The 18552-nt window shown below is 71.9% G+C and carries 19 protein-coding genes and 3 tRNA genes; 7 read left to right on the top strand and 15 right to left on the bottom strand.

Translation table 11 applies throughout. The features are described 5' to 3' along the window. The first annotated feature begins 73 nt into the window (after positions 1 to 73). A complete protein-coding gene (locus ACZ6ZN_RS13755) occupies positions 74 to 1300 on the top strand; it encodes a pyridoxal phosphate-dependent aminotransferase (RefSeq protein ID WP_469645992.1) in 1227 nt (408 codons plus the stop codon). Positions 1301 to 1451: 151 nt separating this feature from the next. Then, entirely contained in the window at positions 1452 to 2483 is a 1032-nt protein-coding gene (locus ACZ6ZN_RS13750; protein ID WP_398107054.1) for an adenosine deaminase, read from the top strand. 487 nt (positions 2484 to 2970) lie between these two features. Here the strand turns inward: ACZ6ZN_RS13750 and ACZ6ZN_RS13745 are convergent, their stop codons facing one another. The 9 genes from ACZ6ZN_RS13745 to ACZ6ZN_RS13705 form a co-directional block, all read right to left on the bottom strand. Further along, positions 2971 to 4026, bottom strand: a complete 1056-nt coding sequence (locus ACZ6ZN_RS13745) for a UDP-N-acetylmuramate dehydrogenase (protein WP_469645990.1) — start codon at positions 4024 to 4026, stop codon at positions 2971 to 2973. 95 nt (positions 4027 to 4121) lie between these two features. After that, positions 4122 to 4502, bottom strand: a complete 381-nt coding sequence (locus ACZ6ZN_RS13740) for a DUF3291 domain-containing protein (protein ID WP_451878279.1) — start codon at positions 4500 to 4502, stop codon at positions 4122 to 4124. A 31-nt stretch (positions 4503 to 4533) separates the two neighbouring features. Further along, positions 4534 to 5970, bottom strand: coding sequence for an MFS transporter (locus ACZ6ZN_RS13735; protein ID WP_469645987.1), 1437 nt, complete (start codon positions 5968 to 5970; stop codon positions 4534 to 4536). Between the two features lie 94 nt (positions 5971 to 6064). Next, on the bottom strand, positions 6065 to 6634 hold the full coding sequence (locus ACZ6ZN_RS13730; RefSeq protein ID WP_398107058.1) for a TetR/AcrR family transcriptional regulator: 570 nt from the start codon (positions 6632 to 6634) through the stop codon (positions 6065 to 6067). A gap of 123 nt (positions 6635 to 6757) precedes the next feature. After that, the gene (locus tag ACZ6ZN_RS13725) at positions 6758 to 7186 is read right to left on the bottom strand and encodes a MaoC family dehydratase (RefSeq protein ID WP_469646893.1); all 429 of its coding nucleotides are present in this window, start codon (positions 7184 to 7186) and stop codon (positions 6758 to 6760) included. An 8-nt stretch (positions 7187 to 7194) separates the two neighbouring features. Then, positions 7195 to 7647 carry an FAS1-like dehydratase domain-containing protein gene (locus ACZ6ZN_RS13720; protein WP_369195954.1) on the bottom strand — a complete coding sequence of 151 codons (453 nt, stop codon included), beginning with the start codon at positions 7645 to 7647 and terminating at the stop codon, positions 7195 to 7197. Between the two features lie 100 nt (positions 7648 to 7747). After that, the gene (gene rpmG, locus ACZ6ZN_RS13715) at positions 7748 to 7912 is read right to left on the bottom strand and encodes a 50S ribosomal protein L33 (RefSeq protein WP_003948671.1); all 165 of its coding nucleotides are present in this window, start codon (positions 7910 to 7912) and stop codon (positions 7748 to 7750) included. A gap of 89 nt (positions 7913 to 8001) precedes the next feature. Further along, positions 8002 to 8074, bottom strand: a tRNA-Met gene (locus tag ACZ6ZN_RS13710). Between the two features lie 46 nt (positions 8075 to 8120). Further along, positions 8121 to 8193: transfer RNA gene (locus ACZ6ZN_RS13705), tRNA-Thr, on the bottom strand. 270 nt (positions 8194 to 8463) lie between these two features. Between ACZ6ZN_RS13705 and ACZ6ZN_RS13700 the strand changes: the two genes are divergently transcribed. Both ACZ6ZN_RS13700 and ACZ6ZN_RS13695 read left to right on the top strand, forming a co-directional pair. Continuing rightward, complete coding sequence (locus tag ACZ6ZN_RS13700) at positions 8464 to 9726, top strand: amidohydrolase family protein (RefSeq protein WP_469645984.1); 1263 nt, start codon at positions 8464 to 8466, stop codon at positions 9724 to 9726. 129 nt (positions 9727 to 9855) lie between these two features. After that, on the top strand, positions 9856 to 10512 hold the full coding sequence (locus ACZ6ZN_RS13695; protein WP_469645982.1) for an SDR family oxidoreductase: 657 nt from the start codon (positions 9856 to 9858) through the stop codon (positions 10510 to 10512). An 81-nt stretch (positions 10513 to 10593) separates the two neighbouring features. Here ACZ6ZN_RS13695 and ACZ6ZN_RS13690 read toward each other — a convergent pair whose 3' ends face one another. Further along, positions 10594 to 10806, bottom strand: coding sequence for a hypothetical protein (locus ACZ6ZN_RS13690; protein ID WP_398107061.1), 213 nt, complete (start codon positions 10804 to 10806; stop codon positions 10594 to 10596). Between the two features lie 208 nt (positions 10807 to 11014). Here ACZ6ZN_RS13690 and ACZ6ZN_RS13685 point away from each other — a divergent pair, with 208 nt between their 5' ends. After that, entirely contained in the window at positions 11015 to 12526 is a 1512-nt protein-coding gene (locus ACZ6ZN_RS13685; RefSeq protein ID WP_469645979.1) for an MFS transporter, read from the top strand. 75 nt (positions 12527 to 12601) lie between these two features. Here the strand turns inward: ACZ6ZN_RS13685 and rox are convergent, their stop codons facing one another. Both rox and ACZ6ZN_RS13675 read right to left on the bottom strand, forming a co-directional pair. Continuing rightward, positions 12602 to 14032 (bottom strand): rifampin monooxygenase, encoded by a 1431-nt coding sequence (gene rox / locus ACZ6ZN_RS13680; RefSeq protein ID WP_469645976.1) that lies wholly within the window; start codon positions 14030 to 14032, stop codon positions 12602 to 12604. Between the two features lie 245 nt (positions 14033 to 14277). After that, a tRNA-Tyr gene (locus ACZ6ZN_RS13675) sits at positions 14278 to 14359 on the bottom strand. A gap of 221 nt (positions 14360 to 14580) precedes the next feature. On the opposite strand from ACZ6ZN_RS13675, the gene ACZ6ZN_RS13670 reads away from it, so the two are divergent. Then, the gene (locus tag ACZ6ZN_RS13670; protein ID WP_451878273.1) at positions 14581 to 15069 is read left to right on the top strand and encodes a YajQ family cyclic di-GMP-binding protein; all 489 of its coding nucleotides are present in this window, start codon (positions 14581 to 14583) and stop codon (positions 15067 to 15069) included. Between the two features lie 133 nt (positions 15070 to 15202). On the opposite strand, the gene ACZ6ZN_RS13665 is transcribed toward ACZ6ZN_RS13670, so the two are convergent. Next, the gene (locus ACZ6ZN_RS13665; RefSeq protein ID WP_376329182.1) at positions 15203 to 15469 is read right to left on the bottom strand and encodes a GlsB/YeaQ/YmgE family stress response membrane protein; all 267 of its coding nucleotides are present in this window, start codon (positions 15467 to 15469) and stop codon (positions 15203 to 15205) included. 194 nt (positions 15470 to 15663) lie between these two features. On the opposite strand from ACZ6ZN_RS13665, the gene ACZ6ZN_RS13660 reads away from it, so the two are divergent. After that, complete coding sequence (locus tag ACZ6ZN_RS13660; protein ID WP_469645971.1) at positions 15664 to 16935, top strand: APC family permease; 1272 nt, start codon at positions 15664 to 15666, stop codon at positions 16933 to 16935. Between the two features lie 292 nt (positions 16936 to 17227). On the opposite strand, the gene ACZ6ZN_RS13655 is transcribed toward ACZ6ZN_RS13660, so the two are convergent. After that, the gene (locus ACZ6ZN_RS13655; RefSeq protein ID WP_469645969.1) at positions 17228 to 17620 is read right to left on the bottom strand and encodes a YccF domain-containing protein; all 393 of its coding nucleotides are present in this window, start codon (positions 17618 to 17620) and stop codon (positions 17228 to 17230) included. Then, a complete protein-coding gene (htpX, locus tag ACZ6ZN_RS13650; protein WP_398107081.1) occupies positions 17617 to 18480 on the bottom strand; it encodes a zinc metalloprotease HtpX in 864 nt (287 codons plus the stop codon). The genes ACZ6ZN_RS13655 and htpX overlap by 4 nt, the downstream gene beginning before the upstream one ends. Positions 18481 to 18552: the final 72 nt, after the last annotated feature.

Raw genomic sequence — 18552 nt, 5'->3', positions numbered from 1 at the left:
GGCGTTTCCCCGGGTTGTTCAGTCTGTGAAACCCCCGTGCCGCGCGCGTTTCCTGTCTGAAACGATGGGGCGCATGAGCGCTGCAACCCCTCCCACCGAGCGCCGGGTCTCCGCCCGAGTCGGCGCGATCTCCGAGTCCGCCACCCTCGCCGTGGACGCCAAGGCCAAGGCCCTCAAGGCCGCCGGGCGTCCGGTGATCGGCTTCGGCGCCGGTGAGCCCGACTTCCCGACCCCGGACTACATCGTCGAGGCCGCGATCGAGGCCTGCAAGAACCCGAAGTTCCACCGGTACACGCCGGCCGGCGGCCTGCCCGAGCTGAAGGCCGCGATCGCCGCGAAGACCCTGCGCGACTCGGGCTACGAGGTCGACCCGTCGCAGATCCTCGTCACCAACGGCGGCAAGCAGGCCATCTACGAGGCCTTCGCCGCGATCCTCGACCCGGGCGACGAGGTCATCGTGCCCGCGCCGTACTGGACGACCTACCCGGAGTCGATCCGGCTGGCCGGGGGCGTCCCGGTGGAGGTCGTCGCCGACGAGACGACCGGCTACCGGGTGACCGTCGAGCAGCTGGAGGCGGCCCGTACGGAGAAGACGAAGGTCGTGCTCTTCGTCTCGCCGTCGAACCCGACCGGCGCCGTCTACAGCGAGCACGAGACGGAGGCCATCGGCCACTGGGCCGTGGAGCACGGCCTGTGGGTGCTGACCGACGAGATCTACGAGCACCTCGTCTACGGCGACGCCTCCGCCGTGTCGCTGCCGGCGGTCCTGCCCGAGCTGCGCGACAAGTGCATCGTCGTCAACGGTGTCGCCAAGACGTACGCGATGACCGGCTGGCGCGTGGGGTGGATCATCGGCCCGAAGGACGTCGTCAAGGCCGCGACGAACCTTCAGTCGCACGCCACGTCCAACGTGTCCAACGTGGCCCAGGCCGCCGCGCTCGCCGCCGTCTCCGGCGACCTGGTCGCCGTGGCGAAGATGCGGGAGGCGTTCGACCGCCGCCGCAAGACCATCGTGCGGATGCTCAACGAGATCGACGGCGTGCTGTGCCCGGAGCCGGAGGGCGCGTTCTACGCCTACCCCTCGGTGAAGGCCCTGGTGGGCAAGGAGATCCGCGGCAGGCGTCCCAAGGACACGGTCGAGCTGGCCGCGCTGATCCTGGAGGAGGCCGAGGTCGCGGTCGTCCCGGGTGAGGCGTTCGGCACCCCGGGGTACCTGCGGCTGTCGTACGCGCTGGGTGACGAGGATCTCGTCGAGGGCGTCAGCCGGATCCAGAAGCTGCTGGCGGAGGCGCGGGACTGACGTCCCGGCCGTCGCGCTCGGCCCGGCCGGATGCGGCTGGGCTCACGGGGCATGCACCGGTTGCGGTGCGTGCCCCGTTTGTTTGTGCGAGCAAGACCTCGAAAGGGGAAACGGCTACCGGGACGGCTGAGGTGTACGGCAGGATCTTTGGATGGAGCGTGTACGTGATGTCTCTGAGCTGCCGAAAGCCCACCTGCACCTGCACTTCACCGGGTCCATGCGCCCCTCGACCGTGCTGGAACTGGCCGACAAGTACGGGGTGCGGCTGCCCGACGCGCTGAGCGAGGCGCTGACCAGCGGGGAACCGCCGAGCCTGCGGGCGACGGACGAGCGGGGCTGGTTCCGCTTCCAGCGGCTGTACGACGCGGCGCGCTCGTGCCTGCGGGAGCCGGAGGACATCCAGCGGCTGGTGCGCGAGGCCGCGGAGGAGGACCTGCGGGACGGGTCGGGGTGGCTGGAGATCCAGGTCGACCCGACGTCCTACGCGCCGCGGCTGGGCGGGCTGATCCCGGCGCTGGAGATCATCCTGGACGCGGTGGAGACGACGTCGCGGGAGACCGGGCTCGGGATGCGGGTCCTGGTGGCGGCGAACCGGATGAAGCACCCGCTGGACGCGCGCACGCTGGCCCGGCTGGCGGTGCGCTACGCGGACCAGGGCGTCGTCGGGTTCGGGCTCTCCAACGACGAGCGGCGGGGCATGGCCCGGGACTTCGACCGGGCGTTCGCGATCGCGCGGGAGGCCGGGCTGCTGTCCGCCCCGCACGGCGGCGAGCTGGCCGGTCCGTCGTCGGTGCGGGACTGCCTGGACGACCTGGGGGCGAGCCGGGTCGGGCACGGGGTCCGGGCGGCGGAGGATCCCCGGCTGCTGAAGCGGCTGGCCGACCGGGGGGTGACGTGCGAGGTGTGCCCGGCGTCGAACGTGGCGCTGGGGGTGTACGAGAAGCCGGAGGACGTGCCGCTGCGGACGTTGTTCGAGGCGGGTGTGCCGTTGGCGCTGGGCGCGGACGATCCGCTGCTGTTCGGCTCGCGCCTGGCGGCGCAGTACGAGATCGCGCGGCAGCACCACGGGTTCACGGACGCGGAGCTGGCGGAGGTGGCCCGGCAGTCCGTGCGGGGGTCGGCGGCGCCGGAGGACGTGAAGGCGAAGCTGCTGGCGGGGGTGGACGACTGGCTGGCCGGCTGACCGTGGCTTCGCCTGGCGCCGGTGGTGGGTCGGGGCCGCGCCGGGGGGTGTCCGTCCTCGGAACGGCGCGATGGGGTCTCACACCGACTCACTGCCCGTCGACGCGCCAACCAGCTGCGGGCGGACACCCCCCGACACGTCCCCTTGCGTCGTACCGCGGCTGTCCCGCCGCTGCGGGCATGCGTGCCGCTAGGGGCGGCACGGGTGGGCGCGGCGGCACCTCGCTACGCCGGGTTGCGGGCCTACCGGGCTTCAGCATCAACGCCGTGGTCGCCGCGACGCCGGGTTGCGGGCCCGCCGGGCCTCGGCATCGACGCCGCGCGCCTGCTGCGCCGGTCCCCTCCCCCCCGCGGGCATGCGTGCCGCTTAGGGCGATGGGGGTCCCCCCTGCTCGAGCGAAGCCGAGAGCTTGGGGGAGGGTGGGCGCGGCCTCACCCCGCAACGCCGGGCTGCGGACCCACCCGGCCTCGGTAGCAGCGCCCGGTGCCTACAGGCTGACTCCGACGGTCACCGGCTCGTTAACCAGGGTGATGCCGAACGCCTCGTGGACTCCGGCCACGACCTCGCGGGCCAGGGCCAGGAGGTCCTCGGTGGTCGCGCTGCCCCGGTTGGTGAGGGCCAGGGTGTGCTTCGTGGAGATGCGGGCCGGGCCCTCGCCGTAGCCCTTCGTGAAGCCGGCCTTGTCGATCAGCCAGGCGGCGGAGGTCTTGGTGCGTCCCTCACCGGCCGGGTAGGCGGGCGGCTCGGCCCCGTCGCCGAGCCGGTCGCGCACGCGGGCGCGGAACGTCTCGAAATCGGCGTCCGTGAGGATCGGGTTGGTGAAGAAGGAGCCCGCCGACCAGGTGTCGTGGTCCTCGGGGTCCAGGACCATGCCCTTGCCGGCGCGCAGCTTGAGCACCGTCTCACGGGCCTGCGCGAGGGGCACGCGGTCGCCCGGTTCCACCCCGAGGGCGCGGGCCGTCTCGGCGTAGCGGAGGGGGGCGGAGAGGCCCTCGGCGTCCTCCAAGGCGAAGCGGACGCGCAGGACGACGTAGTGCTCGGGATCGGACTTGAAGCGGCTGTGGCGGTAGGAGAAAGCGCACTCCTCGTTGGAGAGGGTGACCGTCTCGCCGGTGCGGCGGTCGTAGGCGACGACCTCGGTGATCGTGGCGGAGACCTCCTGCCCGTACGCCCCCACGTTCTGGATCGGCGTCGCACCGGCCGAGCCGGGGATGCCGGCCAGGCACTCGATGCCGGCCAGGCCCGCCTCCACCGTGCGGGCGACCGCGTCGGTCCACACCTCGCCGGCGGCCAGTTCCAGGGTGGTGCCGTCGAGGGAGAAGCCCTTCGTGGCGATGACGAGGGCGGTGCCGTCGAAGCCCTTGTCGCCGATGACCAGGTTCGACCCGCCGCCGATGACCAGCAGCGGGGTGCCCGTCTCGTCCGCTTCACGGACGACGGCGATCACTTCGTCGTCGGTGGTGGCGGTGACCAGCCGGGTCGCGGGGCCGCCCAGCCGGAAGGTGGTCAGGGGGGCGAGGGGGGCGTCGTGGAGTTCCTGCACGGGCCCAAGACTACGAGACGGCGCCGAGGGGATCGGCACGCGTGCGTGCGGCCCCGTTCCGCGGGGAACGGGGCCGCACGCACGCGTGGTGGTCGTCAGGGCAGCCGGCGGAGCGCCTCGGGCCAGGTGACGGGCAGGTCGTCGCTGTTCGCCTGCCAGGCGGTGAAGGCGGAGTCCTTCATCTGCGGGGCCAGGCCCTGGGAGGCCGGTCCGTGTGCGCCCGCGCGGGCGAAGGTGTGCAGGGCGTCCTTGGACTCCCAGGCCGACAGGGTCCAGAAGGTCCGCTTCAACGGCCTCGCCCGCAGGGTCGCCCCGTAGGCGCCGGGGCTGCGGCGGATCTGCCGCCACACGCCGGGCGTTCCGGCGAGGAACCTGAGCGCTCCCCACAGGGTGCGGGTCTCGAAGCGGGAGGCGAAGACGTACACCTCGGTGCCGGGTGGCGGGGGGTGCGGGACGGTCCAGGGAAGGGTCGGCATGGCCGCTTCTCCTTGTCGGGTCCGTGCGGGGTCAGTGGGAGGCCGTCTCGAGCACCGGTTCCGGTTCGGCCGGTGCGGCCTGCCGTTCGGTCCGGCGGCGGGTCGGGATCAGCAGGGCGGCGACACCTGCCAGGGCGACCACCGCGGAGCCGGTGACCAGGGCGGGGCGCATGCCGTCGACGAAGGTCTGGCCGGTCTCGTAGCCGCCCTGGGCCGCGAAGATCGAGGCCATCACGGCGACACCGAGCGCTCCGCCGACCTCCCGCATGGCGTTGTTGGCGCCGGAGGCGATGCCCTGCTCCTGCGGTCGGACGCTGGACATCACCAGGTGGGAGGCGGGGGCGAAGAACAGGGCCATGCCGACGCCGCTGATGATCAGGGCGGGCAGTTGCGCGGTGTAGGAGGCGTCCGTGGTGGCCACGACCGACATGTAGCCCAGGCCCAGAGCCTGGAGGAACAGGCCGGTGGCGACGACCGGGCGGCCGCCGATGCGGTCGGCCATGATGCCGGCGAGCGGGGCGACCAGCATCGGCATGCCGGTCCAGGGCAGCATCCTCAGACCCGCCTCGGTGGGCGAGTAGCCGAGGACGCCCTGCATGTACTGGCTGAGCAGGAAGATCGAGCCGAACATGCCGAGGAACATCAGCAGGCTCGCCGCGTTGATGCCGGAGAACGCCCGCGAGCGGAACAGCCGCATCGGCAGCATCGGGTTCTTGGCGCGCATGCTGTAGAGGACGAAGGCGACGAGCAGGGCTCCGCCCGCGACCAGCCCGGTCAGGACCAGGGACGAGGTCCAGCCGTCGGCGGGCCCCCGCACCAGGCCGTAGACGATGCCGAACAGGCCGCCGCTGGCGAGCAGGGTGCCCGGGACGTCGAGCGGGGCGCCGGTGCCGTGGGACTCGGCGAGGCGGAGGCGGGCCAGGGGAAGCAGGGCCAGGCCGAGCGGGACGTTCAGCCAGAAGATCCACTGCCAGGAGATGTGCTCGGTGAGGGTGCCGCCGACCAGTGGTCCGGAGGCGACGGCGAGGCCGTTGACGGCGCCCCATATGCCGTAAGCCATGCCGCGCTTGGCGGCGGGCACGGCGGCGGTCAGCAGGGTGAGCGTCAGCGGCATCATCACCGCCGCGCCCGCGCCCTGGACCGCGCGGGCGGCGATCAGGGAGTCGATGCCCGGTGCCATGGCGGCGGCGGCCGACGCGCCGGTGAAGACGGTGAGGCCGGCGATGAAGAGGCGCCTGCGGCCGAAGCGGTCACCGAGGGCCGCGCCGAACATCAGCAGGACGGCGAAGGTGAGCGTGTAGGCGCTCACGGTCCATTCCAGGTCGTGCAGTCCACCCCCGAGGTCCTCGCGGATGGAGGGCAGGGCGGTGGTGACGACGAGGTTGTCGAGGGCCGCCATGAATCCGGCGACGCTGGTGATGACGAGGGCCCAGCCGGCTCCCCCGCGACGTGCGGTCTGCTGTGACATCGCTCCCCCAAGAACGAATCGCGCGTTGATCAATTAGTTATTGATTACTAACTTTCGCGGTCACAGGAAGGCGCCGACTCCTCGCCCTTCCCGGTCAGTGCTCCGGCCGGCCCGTGGCGCGCACCGAGGGGTACATGCCCTCCCAGACGCGGTGCCCGGCCGGAAATCCCATGGCCACCAGGCAGTTGATGAGCATCCCGTACGCCATGAAGACCGTCGTCTCGCCGGCGTCCGCGCCGAGTGGCACGTGCACGGTGTCCCACAGCCGCATCCAGCCGTCGCGCACCGACTCACCGAACTCGTGGTCGCCCTCCTCCTCGGCGGCCTTCACGGCGACGTACATCTGCATCTGCATCATGAGCCGCTCGGGGCGCTCCTCGATGACCTTGGTGTACGCGTTGCCCATGGCGTGCAGGGCCTCTTCTCCGTGGAGACCCCGCGAGGCCTCCTCGAAGGTGCGGATGGTGTCCTCGATGCAGCGTTCGACCGCCGCGAGGAAGATCGCCTTCTTGCCCGGGAACAGCCGGAAGAGATAGGGCTGGGAGACGCCGACCCGCCGGGCGATCGCCTCGGTCGAGGTGCCGTGGTAGCCACCCCGGGCGAACTCGGTCGTCGCCGCCCGGATGACGCTCTCGCGCCGTTCTTCCGCACTCATCCTGGCCATGCATACGAAGTTAGTGCTCAATCACTAACCAAGTCAAGAGGAGGCGGCCGGTCGGTTGCGGCCCGGGAGGCGGCAGAGGGGCGCCCCTGGCGGAAAGCGCCCCTCACCTGCACTCTTCTGCGCTCAGGCCAGTCGTACGACCGCCCGGGACATGCCCAGGACCTTCTGCCCGGCGCTGGTCGCCGTCAGGTCGACGCGGACCGTGTTGTCGTCGAGCTTGGCCGCGACCTTGCCGTTGACCTCGATCTCGGCGCCGCGGTCGTCGTTCGGCACGACGACCGGCTTGGTGAAGCGCACGCCGTACTCGACGACCGCGCCCGGGTCGCCGGCCCAGTCCGTGACGACGCGGATCGCCTCGGCCATGGTGAACATGCCGTGCGCGATGACGTCCGGCAGGCCGACCTCCCGGGCGAACTTCTCGTTCCAGTGGATCGGGTTGAAGTCGCCGGAGGCACCCGCGTACTGCACGAGGGTGGCACGGGTCACGGGGAAGGTCCGGGCGGGCAGTTCGGTGCCGACCTCGACGTCGGACCAGGAGATCTTCGCCGTCATGGGATCGCTCACGCCTCCTCGGCCGCGCGGGCCACGAGCTTGGTCCAGGCGGTCACGACGTGCTCGCCGGCCTCGTCGTGGACCTCGCCGCGGATGTCCAGGATGTCGTTGCCCGCGAGGGACTTGATCGCCTCGATGGTCGAGGTGACCGTGAGCCGGTCCCCGGCGCGGACCGGGCGGCGGTAGGCGAACTTCTGGTCGCCGTGCACGACGCGGCTGTAATCCAGGCCGAGCTGCGGGTCCTGCACGACCTCGCCCGCGGCCTTGAAGGTGATCGCGAAGACGAAGGTCGGCGGGGCGATCACGTCCGGGTGGCCGAGCGCCTTGGCGGCCTCCGCGTCCGTGTACGCCGGGTTGGCGTCCCCGACCGCCTCGGCGAACTCACGGATCTTCTCGCGGCCCACCTCGTAGGGCGCTGTGGGCGGGTACGTCCGCCCCACGAAGGACTGGTCGAGCGCCATGGCCCGGTACCTCCTGGTTGCTCTGCTGACCGGTACGAGTCGTACAACGACGCGAGGCCGCCCCCGATCACTCGGGAACGGCCTCGTGTACGAGCCTGATTTATCGCGTTTCGCGGTGCGCGGTGTGCGCGTTGCAACGCGGGCAGTGCTTCTTCATCTCAAGACGGTCCGGGTTGTTACGCCGGTTCTTCTTGGTGATGTAGTTCCGCTCCTTGCACTCCACGCAGGCCAGCGTGATCTTCGGGCGGACGTCGGTGGCAGCCACGTGAGTGCTCCTTGACGAACGGATTGATGGTATTAACGCAGGAAAGAGTAGCCGATTGAAGGACCGACCCCGCAATCGGCTACTGTCAGTAGCGGTGACCGGACTTGAACCGGTGACACAGCGATTATGAGCCGCTTGCTCTACCGACTGAGCTACACCGCTGTGATGCGATCGGGCCCCGCCTTGCGACGGGAACCTCTCACACCAGAGCCCCAAAACGGAATCGAACCGTTGACCTTCTCCTTACCATGGAGACGCTCTGCCGACTGAGCTATTGGGGCGAGCGATGAAGACATTACACGGTCGCCCGCCGTTCGCCCAAATCCGTTTCGAGGCTTCCGCCCCCTGCACCCCGACCGCCCTCCCGGCGGCCCGGTGCGCGCCCGGATCCATGGCGGCAGACCGCACGGACCGGCCTGCCGAGGGCCCGGCGGACCACACCGGTACGACTATTGCGCTCCTCCCCGACACGGGCGGGAGGCCGCCCTAGGCTCGTCTCACTCTGCGTGATCACGCGTCCTCCCGCACGCAGCCCGAGCCCCTGGAGTGCGATGCCCGACAGCCGGCCGCAGCCGCCCCCTCCCCCGTCCTCCTCGCCCGGCCCGGCCGGTCCCGCGCCGCTGCTGCTGTGCGGGGCGCGGCTCACCGACGGCCGGACCGTGGACGTGCAGCTGGTCGGCGGGCGCATCGAGGCGGTCGGCACGGCGGGCAGCCTGCGGGCGGGCGGCGGCACACGCGCGTGCGGGGCCCGGGTGGACCTCGGCGGCTATCTGCTCCTGCCGGCCCCGGCCGAACCGCACGCCCACGCCGACACGGCCCTGTCGGCCGACAGCGAGGGCCCGGTCTCGTACGAACCCGAAGACGTCCAGCGCCGGGCCATCGAGGCCGCGCTGCTCCAGCTCGGGCACGGGGCGACGGCGGTGCGGGCGCACGTGCGCGTGGGGGACGTCCAGGGGCTGGGCTCGCTGGCGGCCGTGCTCCAGGCCGGCCGGGCACTGCGGGGGCTCGCGGAGCTGACGACCGTGGCGGTGCCCCGGGTGCTGACCGGCGTGGCCGGGGCCGACGGGCTGGCGGTGCTGCGGGACGCGGTGAAGATGGGCGCCTCGGTGGTGGGCGGCCGGCCCGACCTCGACCCCGATCCGACGGGCTACGTGGAGGCGGTCCTGGAGGTCGCCTCCGAACACGGCTGCCCGGTCGACCTGCACACGGACGCGGGTGACCCGGCCCGGCTGGCCCGGCTCGCCGCCATGGCGGGCGGGCTGCGCCCCGGCGTGACGCTCAGCCCCTGCGGTGACCTGGGGCGGCTGCCGTCCGAGGTGGCCTCGCGGACCGCCGACCAGCTGGCGGCGGCCGGCGTGACCGTGGTGTGCCTGCCGCAGGGCGGTTGCGGCGGTGTGGACCGCCGGGGCGCCGCGCCGGTGCGGCTGCTGCGGGCGGCCGGGGTGCGGGTCGCGGCCGGGAGCGGTGCCCTGCGGGACGTCTCGAACCCCGTGGGACGCGGCGACCCGCTGGAGGCGGCCTATCTGCTGGCCTCGCGCTACGGGCTGTCCCCGGAGGGGGCGTACGACGCGGTGAGTTCCTCGGCGCGGGCCGTGCTGGGGCTCCCCGAGGTGCGGGTGGAGGCCGGTTTCCCGGCCGAGTTGCTGGCGGTGCGCGGGGACCGCCTGGCCGGGGCGCTCTCGCTCGCGTACAGCCGTGTGGTCGTGCACCGGGGGCGTGTGGTGGCGCGTACCAGCGCGGTGCGGGAGTACTGCAGTTCCACCGGTTCCGTGGAACTGGGACTGCCGCGTCAGGGGCGGGGGGACGTGTCGTAGGGGGCGGGGCACGGGGGGACGAGGAAGCCCGGGGCGCGTGCGGGCGTGCGGGGGCTCGGGGGTGTGGAGGCGCGGGGGTGCGGTCAAGTCGTGCGGCGGACGGGGCTGTCCGGGCGTACGGTCGAAGACATGCGCATTGTCATCGCTGGTGGTCATGGTCAGATCGCGTTGCGGCTGGAGCGGTTGCTCGCCGCGCGCGGGGACGAGGTGGCGGGCATCATCCGCAAGGCCGAGCAGGCCGACGATCTGCGGCAGGCGGGTGCCGAACCGGTCGTGCTCGACCTGGAGTCGGCGTCCGTCGACGAGGTCGCCGAGCGGCTGCGGGGCGCCGACGCCGCGGTCTTCGCGGCCGGTGCGGGCCCCGGCAGCGGCGTGAACCGCAAGGGCACGGTCGACAAGGACGCGGCCGTCCTCTTCGCGGACGCGGCGGTGCAGGCGGGCGTTCGCCGGTTCGTGATCGTGTCGTCCATGGGGGCCGACCCGGATCACGCGGGCGACGAGATCTTCGACGTCTACCTGCGCGCCAAGGGCGAGGCGGACGCCCATGTGCGCGGCCTGGACGCCCTGGACTGGACGATCCTGCGCCCCGGCCGGCTCACGGACGACGCCGGTACCGGGCTGGTGCGGCTGGAGGCCCGCACGGGGCGGGGGCCGATCCCGCGCGACGACGTGGCCGCGGTGCTCGCGGAGCTGGTCGACACCCCGGCGACCGCCGGGCTGACCCTGGAGCTGATCAGCGGATCCGCGCCGGTGTCGGTGGCGGTCAAGTCGGTGGCGGGGAACTGACGGTTCGGGCGGGCGCGGCTGCTGCGGCGGGTGGCCGTCGCGACAGTCGCGGCCGCTGCGGCGGGTGACGCCTTCGCGCCGTCAGAACAGGGGCAGTTGGCCGGGAAAGTCCGGCACCACGTAACCGTCCAGGGACGGTTGCTCCGGGCCCGGGAGGGCCGGGCGGCGGGAGCCGGGGCACGAGGTGAGTTCGCCGTGCTCGCGCGCTCCGGGCGGGTCGTGGCGCGCGTACCGCCCGGCGACGACGGCGATCTCGCGGCGGCACTCGGGGCAGAACCTGCGGCGTGAGGACATGAGGCCAGTGTGCCGCGTGGCGGAGGGCGCTTCGCGGTGCACGCCGGAGGGCGCCTCGCGGTGCACGCCGAAGGGCGCTACGCGGTGCACGCCGGAGGGCGCCTCGTGGTGCGGGCCCCGCGCGACTCATCCAGTTGCTTAAGTCAATCAATAGGCTTAGCTTGTGCGGGTCACTGCTGCCCCCCTGCACGCTTATGGAGGCTCGGCCATGCCCTCAGCCCTGTCCCGCCCCGCCGAGGACGGGAGATCCGCCGCGCCGCGGGCCGACGCGGTCGTCGCGGCCCTGGCCTTCGGCGGGATCGTGGTCTCGCTGATGCAGACCCTGGTCATCCCGATCGTCCCCGACCTGCCCCGGCTGCTGAACGCCCCCGCGTCCGACACCGCGTGGGCCGTCACCGCCACGCTGCTCGCCGCCGCCGTCGCCACACCGGTGATCGGCCGGCTCGGCGACATGTACGGCAAGCGCCGGATGCTGCTGGTCAGCCTCGTCATGCTGGTGGCCGGATCGGTGACGGCCGCGCTCAGCGACTCGCTCGCGCCGATGGTCGTCGGCCGGGCACTGCAAGGGCTGGCGTCCGGCGTGATCCCGCTCGGCATCAGCATCATGCGCGACGAACTGCCCGCCGAACGGCTGGGCTCCGCAACGGCCCTGATGAGCGCCTCACTCGGTGTCGGCGGCGCTCTCGGGCTGCCCGCCGCCGCGCTGATCGCGGACAACTTCGACTGGCACGCGCTGTTCTGGGCCTCGGCCGCGCTGGGCGCGGTCGCCCTGGTGCTGGTGCCGGTCGTCGTGCCCGAGTCGCGGGTGCGCACCGGCGGCCGTTTCGACCTGGTCGGCGGCGTCGGCATGGCGGCCGGGCTGGTGTCCCTGCTGCTGGCCGTCTCCAAGGGCGCGGACTGGGGATGGAGCAGCGGCACCACGCTCGGGCTGTTCGCGACGGCCGTGGTCGTCCTGCTGGTCTGGGGCTGGTGGGAGCTGCGGGTCGAGGAACCGCTGGTCGACCTGCGGACCACCGCACGCCGTCAGGTCCTGGTCACCAACCTCGCCTCCATCGCCGTCGGGTTCGCCATGTTCGCGATGTCCCTGGTGATCCCGCAGCTCCTCCAGTTGCCCGAGGCGACCGGCTACGGGCTGGGCAGGTCACTGCTGGTGGCGGGGCTGACGATGGCGCCGTCGGGGCTGGTGATGATGGCCACGGCACCGGTGTCGGCCGCGCTGTCCAAGGCCAAGGGCCCCAAGAGCACGCTGATGGTGGGCGCCCTGATCGTGGCCGCGGGCTACGGGCTGAACATCGCTCTCATGTCCGAGCTGTGGCACTTCGTGCTCGTCACGTGTGTCATCGGAGCCGGTATCGGCTTCACCTACGGTGCGATGCCCGCGCTCATCATGGGCGCGGTGCCGGCCTCGGAGACGGGCGCCGCCAACAGCCTCAACACGCTGATGCGGTCCATCGGCACGTCGACGGCGAGCGCGGTGGCCGGGGTGATCCTCGCTCAGCTCACGACCCCCTTCGGAGCGGCCGTCCTGCCGTCCGAGAACGGCTTCAAGGTCGTCCTCGCCATCGGAGCGGGGGCCGCGCTGCTGGCGTTCGCCGTGGCCTCGTTCATTCCCCGCCAGCGGGTGGGGAGTTCGGGGGCGGCCGGCGCGCAGCAGGCGGCGGGCGGGACGCGGGCCGTACCGGAGGAACCGGCCAGGGACGGCGGGCGGGTCGGCGGGTGAGCCACGGCCGGTGACGGGTGGGGCGAGGAGCCGCTCGCCCCGCCCGGCGGTCGTGGTCCTCGCGTTGGGGCCGGCTCATGGCCGAGCCGGGCCGAACCACCGCAGCAACTGTTCCTCCAGCCCGAGTTGATCCTCACCGACCCAGGCCACATGGCCGTCCGGGCGCAACAGCACGGCGGGAACGTCGAGTTCCGCACCGCCGTCGACCACCTGGCCGACCCGGTCCGTCCAGCCCGCAGGGGACAGTTTGCCGCCGGTCCGGTCCAGCAGCAGTCCTCTGCCGTCGTGCATCCGCTCGTAGAGGCGGCCGTTGGCCAGCCGCACGTCCCGCAGCCGCCGGCCGAGCAGGTCGTGGCCCGCGCCGAAGTCGTAGCGGACGGAGATCGCCGCGATCTTCTCGATCAGGTGCCGGTTCACCGCCTCGAAGTCCATGAGTTCGGCCAGCAACCGGCGCACGGCCTGCGCGCCCGGCTCGGGTGCCAGCAATTGCATCTGCGCACGGGTGTTGTCCAGTACGGCGGCGGCCACGGGGTGGCGCTCCAGGTGGTAGCTGTCGAGCAATCCCTCCGGCGCCCATCCGCGTGCGTGTGCGGCGAGTTTCCAGCCGAGATTGAACGCGTCCTGCAGGCCGAGGTTGAGGCCCTGGCCGCCGGTCGGCGGATGGATGTGCGCGGCGTCGCCGGCCAGCAGGACACGGCCGGTGCGGTAGCGGTCGGCCAGCCTCGTCGCGTCGCCGAAGCGGGAGAGCCAGCGCGGTGCGTGCGCCCCGAAGTCGGTGCCGCCGTACGCCCGCAACTGCCGCCTGAACTCCTCCAGGGTAGGCGGAGCCGTACGGTCCTCGGCCACTCCCTCCGCCGGCACGATGACCCGGTACGTCCCCGTCCCGAGCGGCATGGCACCGAACCGGAACTGCGTCTTTCGGACCTCGGCCGTCACCGCCGCCACCTCCTCCGGCGACGCGGTCAGCTCCATCTCGCCCAGCAGCGTCTCGGTCCGGCTGGGCTCACCGGGGAAGCCGACGCCCAGCAGCTTGCGCACCGTGCTGCGGCCGCCGTCGCAGCCCACGAGCCAGCGTGAGCGCAGCCGTGCGCCGCCGGACAGTTCGGCCGTCACACCGTCCTCGTCCTGGCTCAGTCCGACCAGCTCGCAGGCGCGGCGGATCTCGGCACCGGCCCCGGCGGCGTGCTCGGTCAGCAGCCGCTCGGTGACGGTCTGCGGGATGCCGAGCATGTACCCGTGCGCGGTGTCCAGCCGCTGCGGCCACGGCTTGGTCAGACCGGCGAAGATGCCACCGTTCTCGATCTTCTTGCCCTGCGCCAGGAAACGCTCCAGCAGTCCGCGCTGGTCCAGGATCTCGATGCTGCGGACGTGCAGGCCGAGCGCGCGGGCCTGCCCGGTCGGCTCGGCCAGCCTCTCCAGCACCACGACGTCCAGTCCGTGCAGCCGCAGCTCCCCGGCCAGCAGCATGCCGGTCGGCCCCCCACCGACGATGATCACGTCGTACACGCGAACCCCCCTTTTCCGCCCATTCCTGCTTCAGGCCGAGGATTCTCCGACAACACGGGGGGCTTGCCGCAAGAGCCCCCTCGCGCTATACGTTGAGAGTGGCGAGGAGCAGGACTCCTCGCCTTTGCTGTGTCCGGTGCTCCCGGGGAACGTGGGCGCATGAGTGACGTAGGCCACACCAGCCTGCCGTGAGCGCAACACGAAGAAGCCCCTCCGGACTGAGTCCAGAGGGGCTTCCTCATGTGTGGCGGCGCCAGGATTCGAACCTGGGAAGGCTGAGCCGGCAGATTTACAGTCTGCTCCCTTTGGCCGCTCGGGCACACCGCCGGGGTTTGCTGCCCGTCGAGCCGCTTTCCGCGGCGCTCCGTGGCAACGACGTAAACAATACCCGATGCGGAGGGGTGCTTCGCCACCCGATTGATCTGCGCTCGGAGGGCCGGGGGTGGCTAGGCTTGTCCGGATGCGGCCCGGGCCCGGAACGGTTCCTGCCGCACCCCCCACACACGCCGTACGCACGACACGCACCCCGATACAAGGAGCCACAGGACATGGCCGACTCCAGTTTCGACATCGTCTCGAAGGTCGAGCGGCAGGAGGTCGACAACGCACTCAACCAGGCCGCCAAGGAGATCTCGCAGCGCTACGACTTCAAGGGCGTGGGTGCCTCGATCTCGTGGTCCGGCGAGAAGATCCTCATGGAGGCGAACTCCGAGGACCGGGTGAAGGCCATCCTCGACGTCTTCCAGTCCAAGCTGATCAAGCGGGGCATCTCGCTGAAGGCCCTGGACGCGGACGAGCCCCAGCTCTCCGGCAAGGAGTACAAGATCTTCGCGTCGATCAAGGAGGGCATCTCCCAGGAGAACGCGAAGAAGGTCGCGAAGACCATCCGTGACGAGGGCCCCAAGGGCGTGAAGGCGCAGGTGCAGGGCGAGGAGCTGCGGGTCAGCTCCAAGAGCCGTGACGACCTGCAGACCGTCATCAACCTGCTCAAGGGCAAGGACTACGACTTCGCGATGCAGTTCGTGAACTACCGGTAGGTCCGGCTGCCGGGCCGGCCCTCCGGCCCGGAAGCGGAGGAGCAAAGGGTGGGTGTCCGTTCCGGCGCCCACCCTTCCTGCTCCCGCGAACACGGCCACCCCGGTCGTCGGGCGCGGTGGGGGCCTGCCCCGGTCAGTCCCGGGAGTGACCGAACAGGAGGCGGTAGGCGATGAGCAGCACCAGCGATCCGCCGATCGCCGCGGCCCAGGTCGTGCCGTCGTAGAAGTCCTTGGTGATCGGATGGTCCATCCAGCGGGCCGATATCCAGCCGCCGATGAACGCGCCCGCTATGCCGATCAGGGTCGTGCCGATGAGACCGCCCGGGTCGCGGCCCGGCAGCAGGAACTTCGCGATGGCTCCGGCCAACAGTCCCAGGATGATCCAGCTGACGATGGTCATGCCGTGAACCTGCCCTTTCACGCTGTGCCCGCACGACCCCGGCTCCGTGAGCTTGCTCCCGGGCGGCCGGCTGTCTCGGGTGGTGCCACGGCGTCCGCGAGCGCGTCGTCGTTGCCGCGCGCGTTCATGCCGTCTTGACGGGGAGGACGTCCGCGGGACATCCACCGGTTGCGGTGGTCAGTAGGGTGCGACGCGTGACAGCCTCCGGTTCAGAACTGCGCCGCACCCTGGGTGTGGGCGACGCCGTGGTGGTCGGACTCGGTTCGATGGTGGGGGCGGGGATCTTCGCCGCCCTCGCGCCCGCGGCCCACGCGGCCGGGTCGGGGCTGCTCCTCGGGCTCGCCGTCGCCGCGGTGGTCGCCTACTGCAACGCCATGTCGTCGGCTCGCCTCGCCGCCCTCTACCCCGCGTCCGGTGGCACGTATGTGTACGGGCGCGAACGGCTCGGGCCGTTCTGGGGATATCTGGCGGGCTGGTCCTTCGTGGTCGGGAAGACGGCCTCCTGCGCGGCCATGGCGCTCACCGTGGGCGCGTACGTCTGGCCGGGGCAGGCGCACACGGTGGCCGTCGCCGCCGTGGTGGCGCTGACCGCGGTGAACTACGGAGGTCTGCAGAAGTCCGCGTGGCTCACGCGGGTGATCGTGGCGGTGGTCCTGGCCGTCCTCGCTTCCGTGGTGGTCGCGTGTCTGGTGTCGGGTGAGTCCGATGCCGCGCGGCTGCGCATCGGGGCGTCGGGTGGGGTGGACGGGGTGTTGCAGGCGGCCGGCCTGCTGTTCTTCGCGTTCGCGGGGTACGCCCGGATCGCGACCCTGGGCGAGGAGGTCCGTGACCCGGCACGGACCGTCCCCCGGGCGATTCCCTTGGCCCTGGGCATCGCGCTGGTCGTGTACGCGTGTGTGGCGGTGGCTGTCCTCTCGGTTCTAGGGGTCGGTGGGCTGGGGAGCGCGACGGCACCACTGGCGGACGCGGTGCGGGCCGCCGGTGTGCCGGGGCTCGTGCCGGTGGTGCGGGTCGGGGCCGCCGTGGCCGCGCTGGGTTCGCTGCTCGCGCTGATCCTGGGGGTGTCGAGGACCACGTTGGCCATGGCCAGGGACCGGCACCTGCCGGTGGCGCTGGCCGCGGTTCATCCCCGGTTCCGGGTGCCGCACCGGGCGGAGTTGGCGGTGGGCACGGTGGTCGCCCTGCTGGCCGCCACGGTGGACGTCAGAGGCGCGATCGGGTTCTCCTCCTTCGGTGTGCTCGCGTACTACGCCGTGGCCAACGCGTCGGCGTGGACGCTCGATTCGTCGTCGGTGGCGCGGGTGGTGCCGGCGGTGGGGCTGGTCGGGTGTGTGGTGCTGGCGTTTGCGCTGCCGGGCGGGTCCGTGGCCGTGGGTGCGGGCGTGCTGGCGGTGGGGGCCGTCGCGTACGGGGTGCGGCGGCGGTGGGGCGGGAACGGATCCGTGTCCGGGGCCGGCGGCGCGTGAAGCCGGGGGCCTCGCGTCGGCGGCGTCGGCGAGTCGTGCTTCCGCCCATGGGGTGAGCGGCTGCGTCGTCAACGGTGAGCGGGCCCCTGTGGCTGTATGAGGCCGGGTCTGTCAGTTGAGTCGTCGGTGGGCGTGGTGGTCGTCGGGCTCGGCGACTGCTCGATCGCGGTCATGGGTTCATCTTGCGGGCCGTCGGCGGAAGATGTGCGGGGCTGTGGACAACCCCCCGCCTGTGGACAACCTGCGTCTGTGGAGACCCTCCGCCCGTGAGGGCCGGGCCTGCGCCGCGGCGTCAGCGGGCTGCGAACGGCTCGTGCGTCCGCACGATGTCGCGGCCCAGCGGCAGCAGCGAGACCGGGATGAGCTTGAAGTTGGCCACGCCGAGCGGGATGCCGATGATCGTGGCGCACAGCGCGATGCCGGTGACGATGTGGCCGAGGGCGAGCCACCAGCCCGCGAGCACCAGCCACAGCACGTTGCCCACGCAGGACGGTGCGCCGGCGTCATGGCGCTCGACGGTCGTGTACCCGAAGGGCCACAGGGCGTAGACGCCGATGCGGAAGGCGGCCACGCCGAACGGGATGCCGATGATGGTGATGCACAGGAGCAGGCCCGCCGCCATGTAGGCGAGGAACAGCCAGAAGCCGCTCAGGACGAGCCATATGACGTTGAGTACGGTCCTCACTGGTTCCCACCTGCCATCTTCTCGAGCCGGGCGATGCGTTCCGCCATCGGCGGGTGTGTGGAGAACATCTTGGAAAGGCCCTGGCCGGGGCGGAACGGGTTCGCGATCATCATGTGGCTGGCCGTCTCGATGCGGGGCTCGGGGGGCAGCGGGAGCTGCTTCGTGCCCACTTCGAGCTTGCGCAGGGCGCTGGCCAGGGCGAGCGGGTCACCGGTGAGCTGGGCGCCCGAGGCGTCCGCCTGGTACTCCCGGGAGCGGCTGATGGCCAGTTGGATGACCGAGGCGGCGAGCGGACCCAGCAGCATGATCAGCAGCATGCCGATCAGCCCGGGGCCGTCGTCGTCGTCGGAGCGGCCGATCGGGATCAGCCAGGCGAAGTTGACCAGGAACATGATCACGGAGGCGAGGGCGCCGGCGACCGACGAGATGAGGATGTCGCGGTTGTAGACGTGGCTCAGTTCGTGGCCGATGACGCCGCGCAACTCGCGCTCGTCCAGCAGGCGCAGGATGCCGTCGGTGCAGCACACGGCGGCGTTGCGCGGGTTGCGGCCCGTGGCGAAGGCGTTGGGCGCCTCCGTCGGGGAGATGTACAGGCGCGGCATGGGCTGGCGGGCCTGGGTGGACAGCTCACGGACCATGCGGTAGAGCTGCGGGGCCTCGAACTCGCTGACGGGGCGGGCGCGCATCGCGCGCAGGGCCAGCTTGTCGCTGTTCCAGTACGCGTACGCGTTGGTGGCCAGTGCTACCAGGACGGCGATGACGAGCCCCATGCGGCCGAAGAAGCTGCCGATGACGATGATGAGTGCGGACAGTCCCCCCAGGAGGACTGCTGTCCTGAGCCCGTTGTGCCGGCGGTGCACGGTACGCCCTCCAAGTCGTGCGGCAGGGGAACCCTCGCTTGCGTCTGCGGTGCCACCGGTGCTGTGGTGTCA

This window comes from Streptomyces sp. NPDC053665, assembly GCF_055585285.1.
This window is presented reverse-complemented; position numbering and strand designations above follow the sequence as displayed.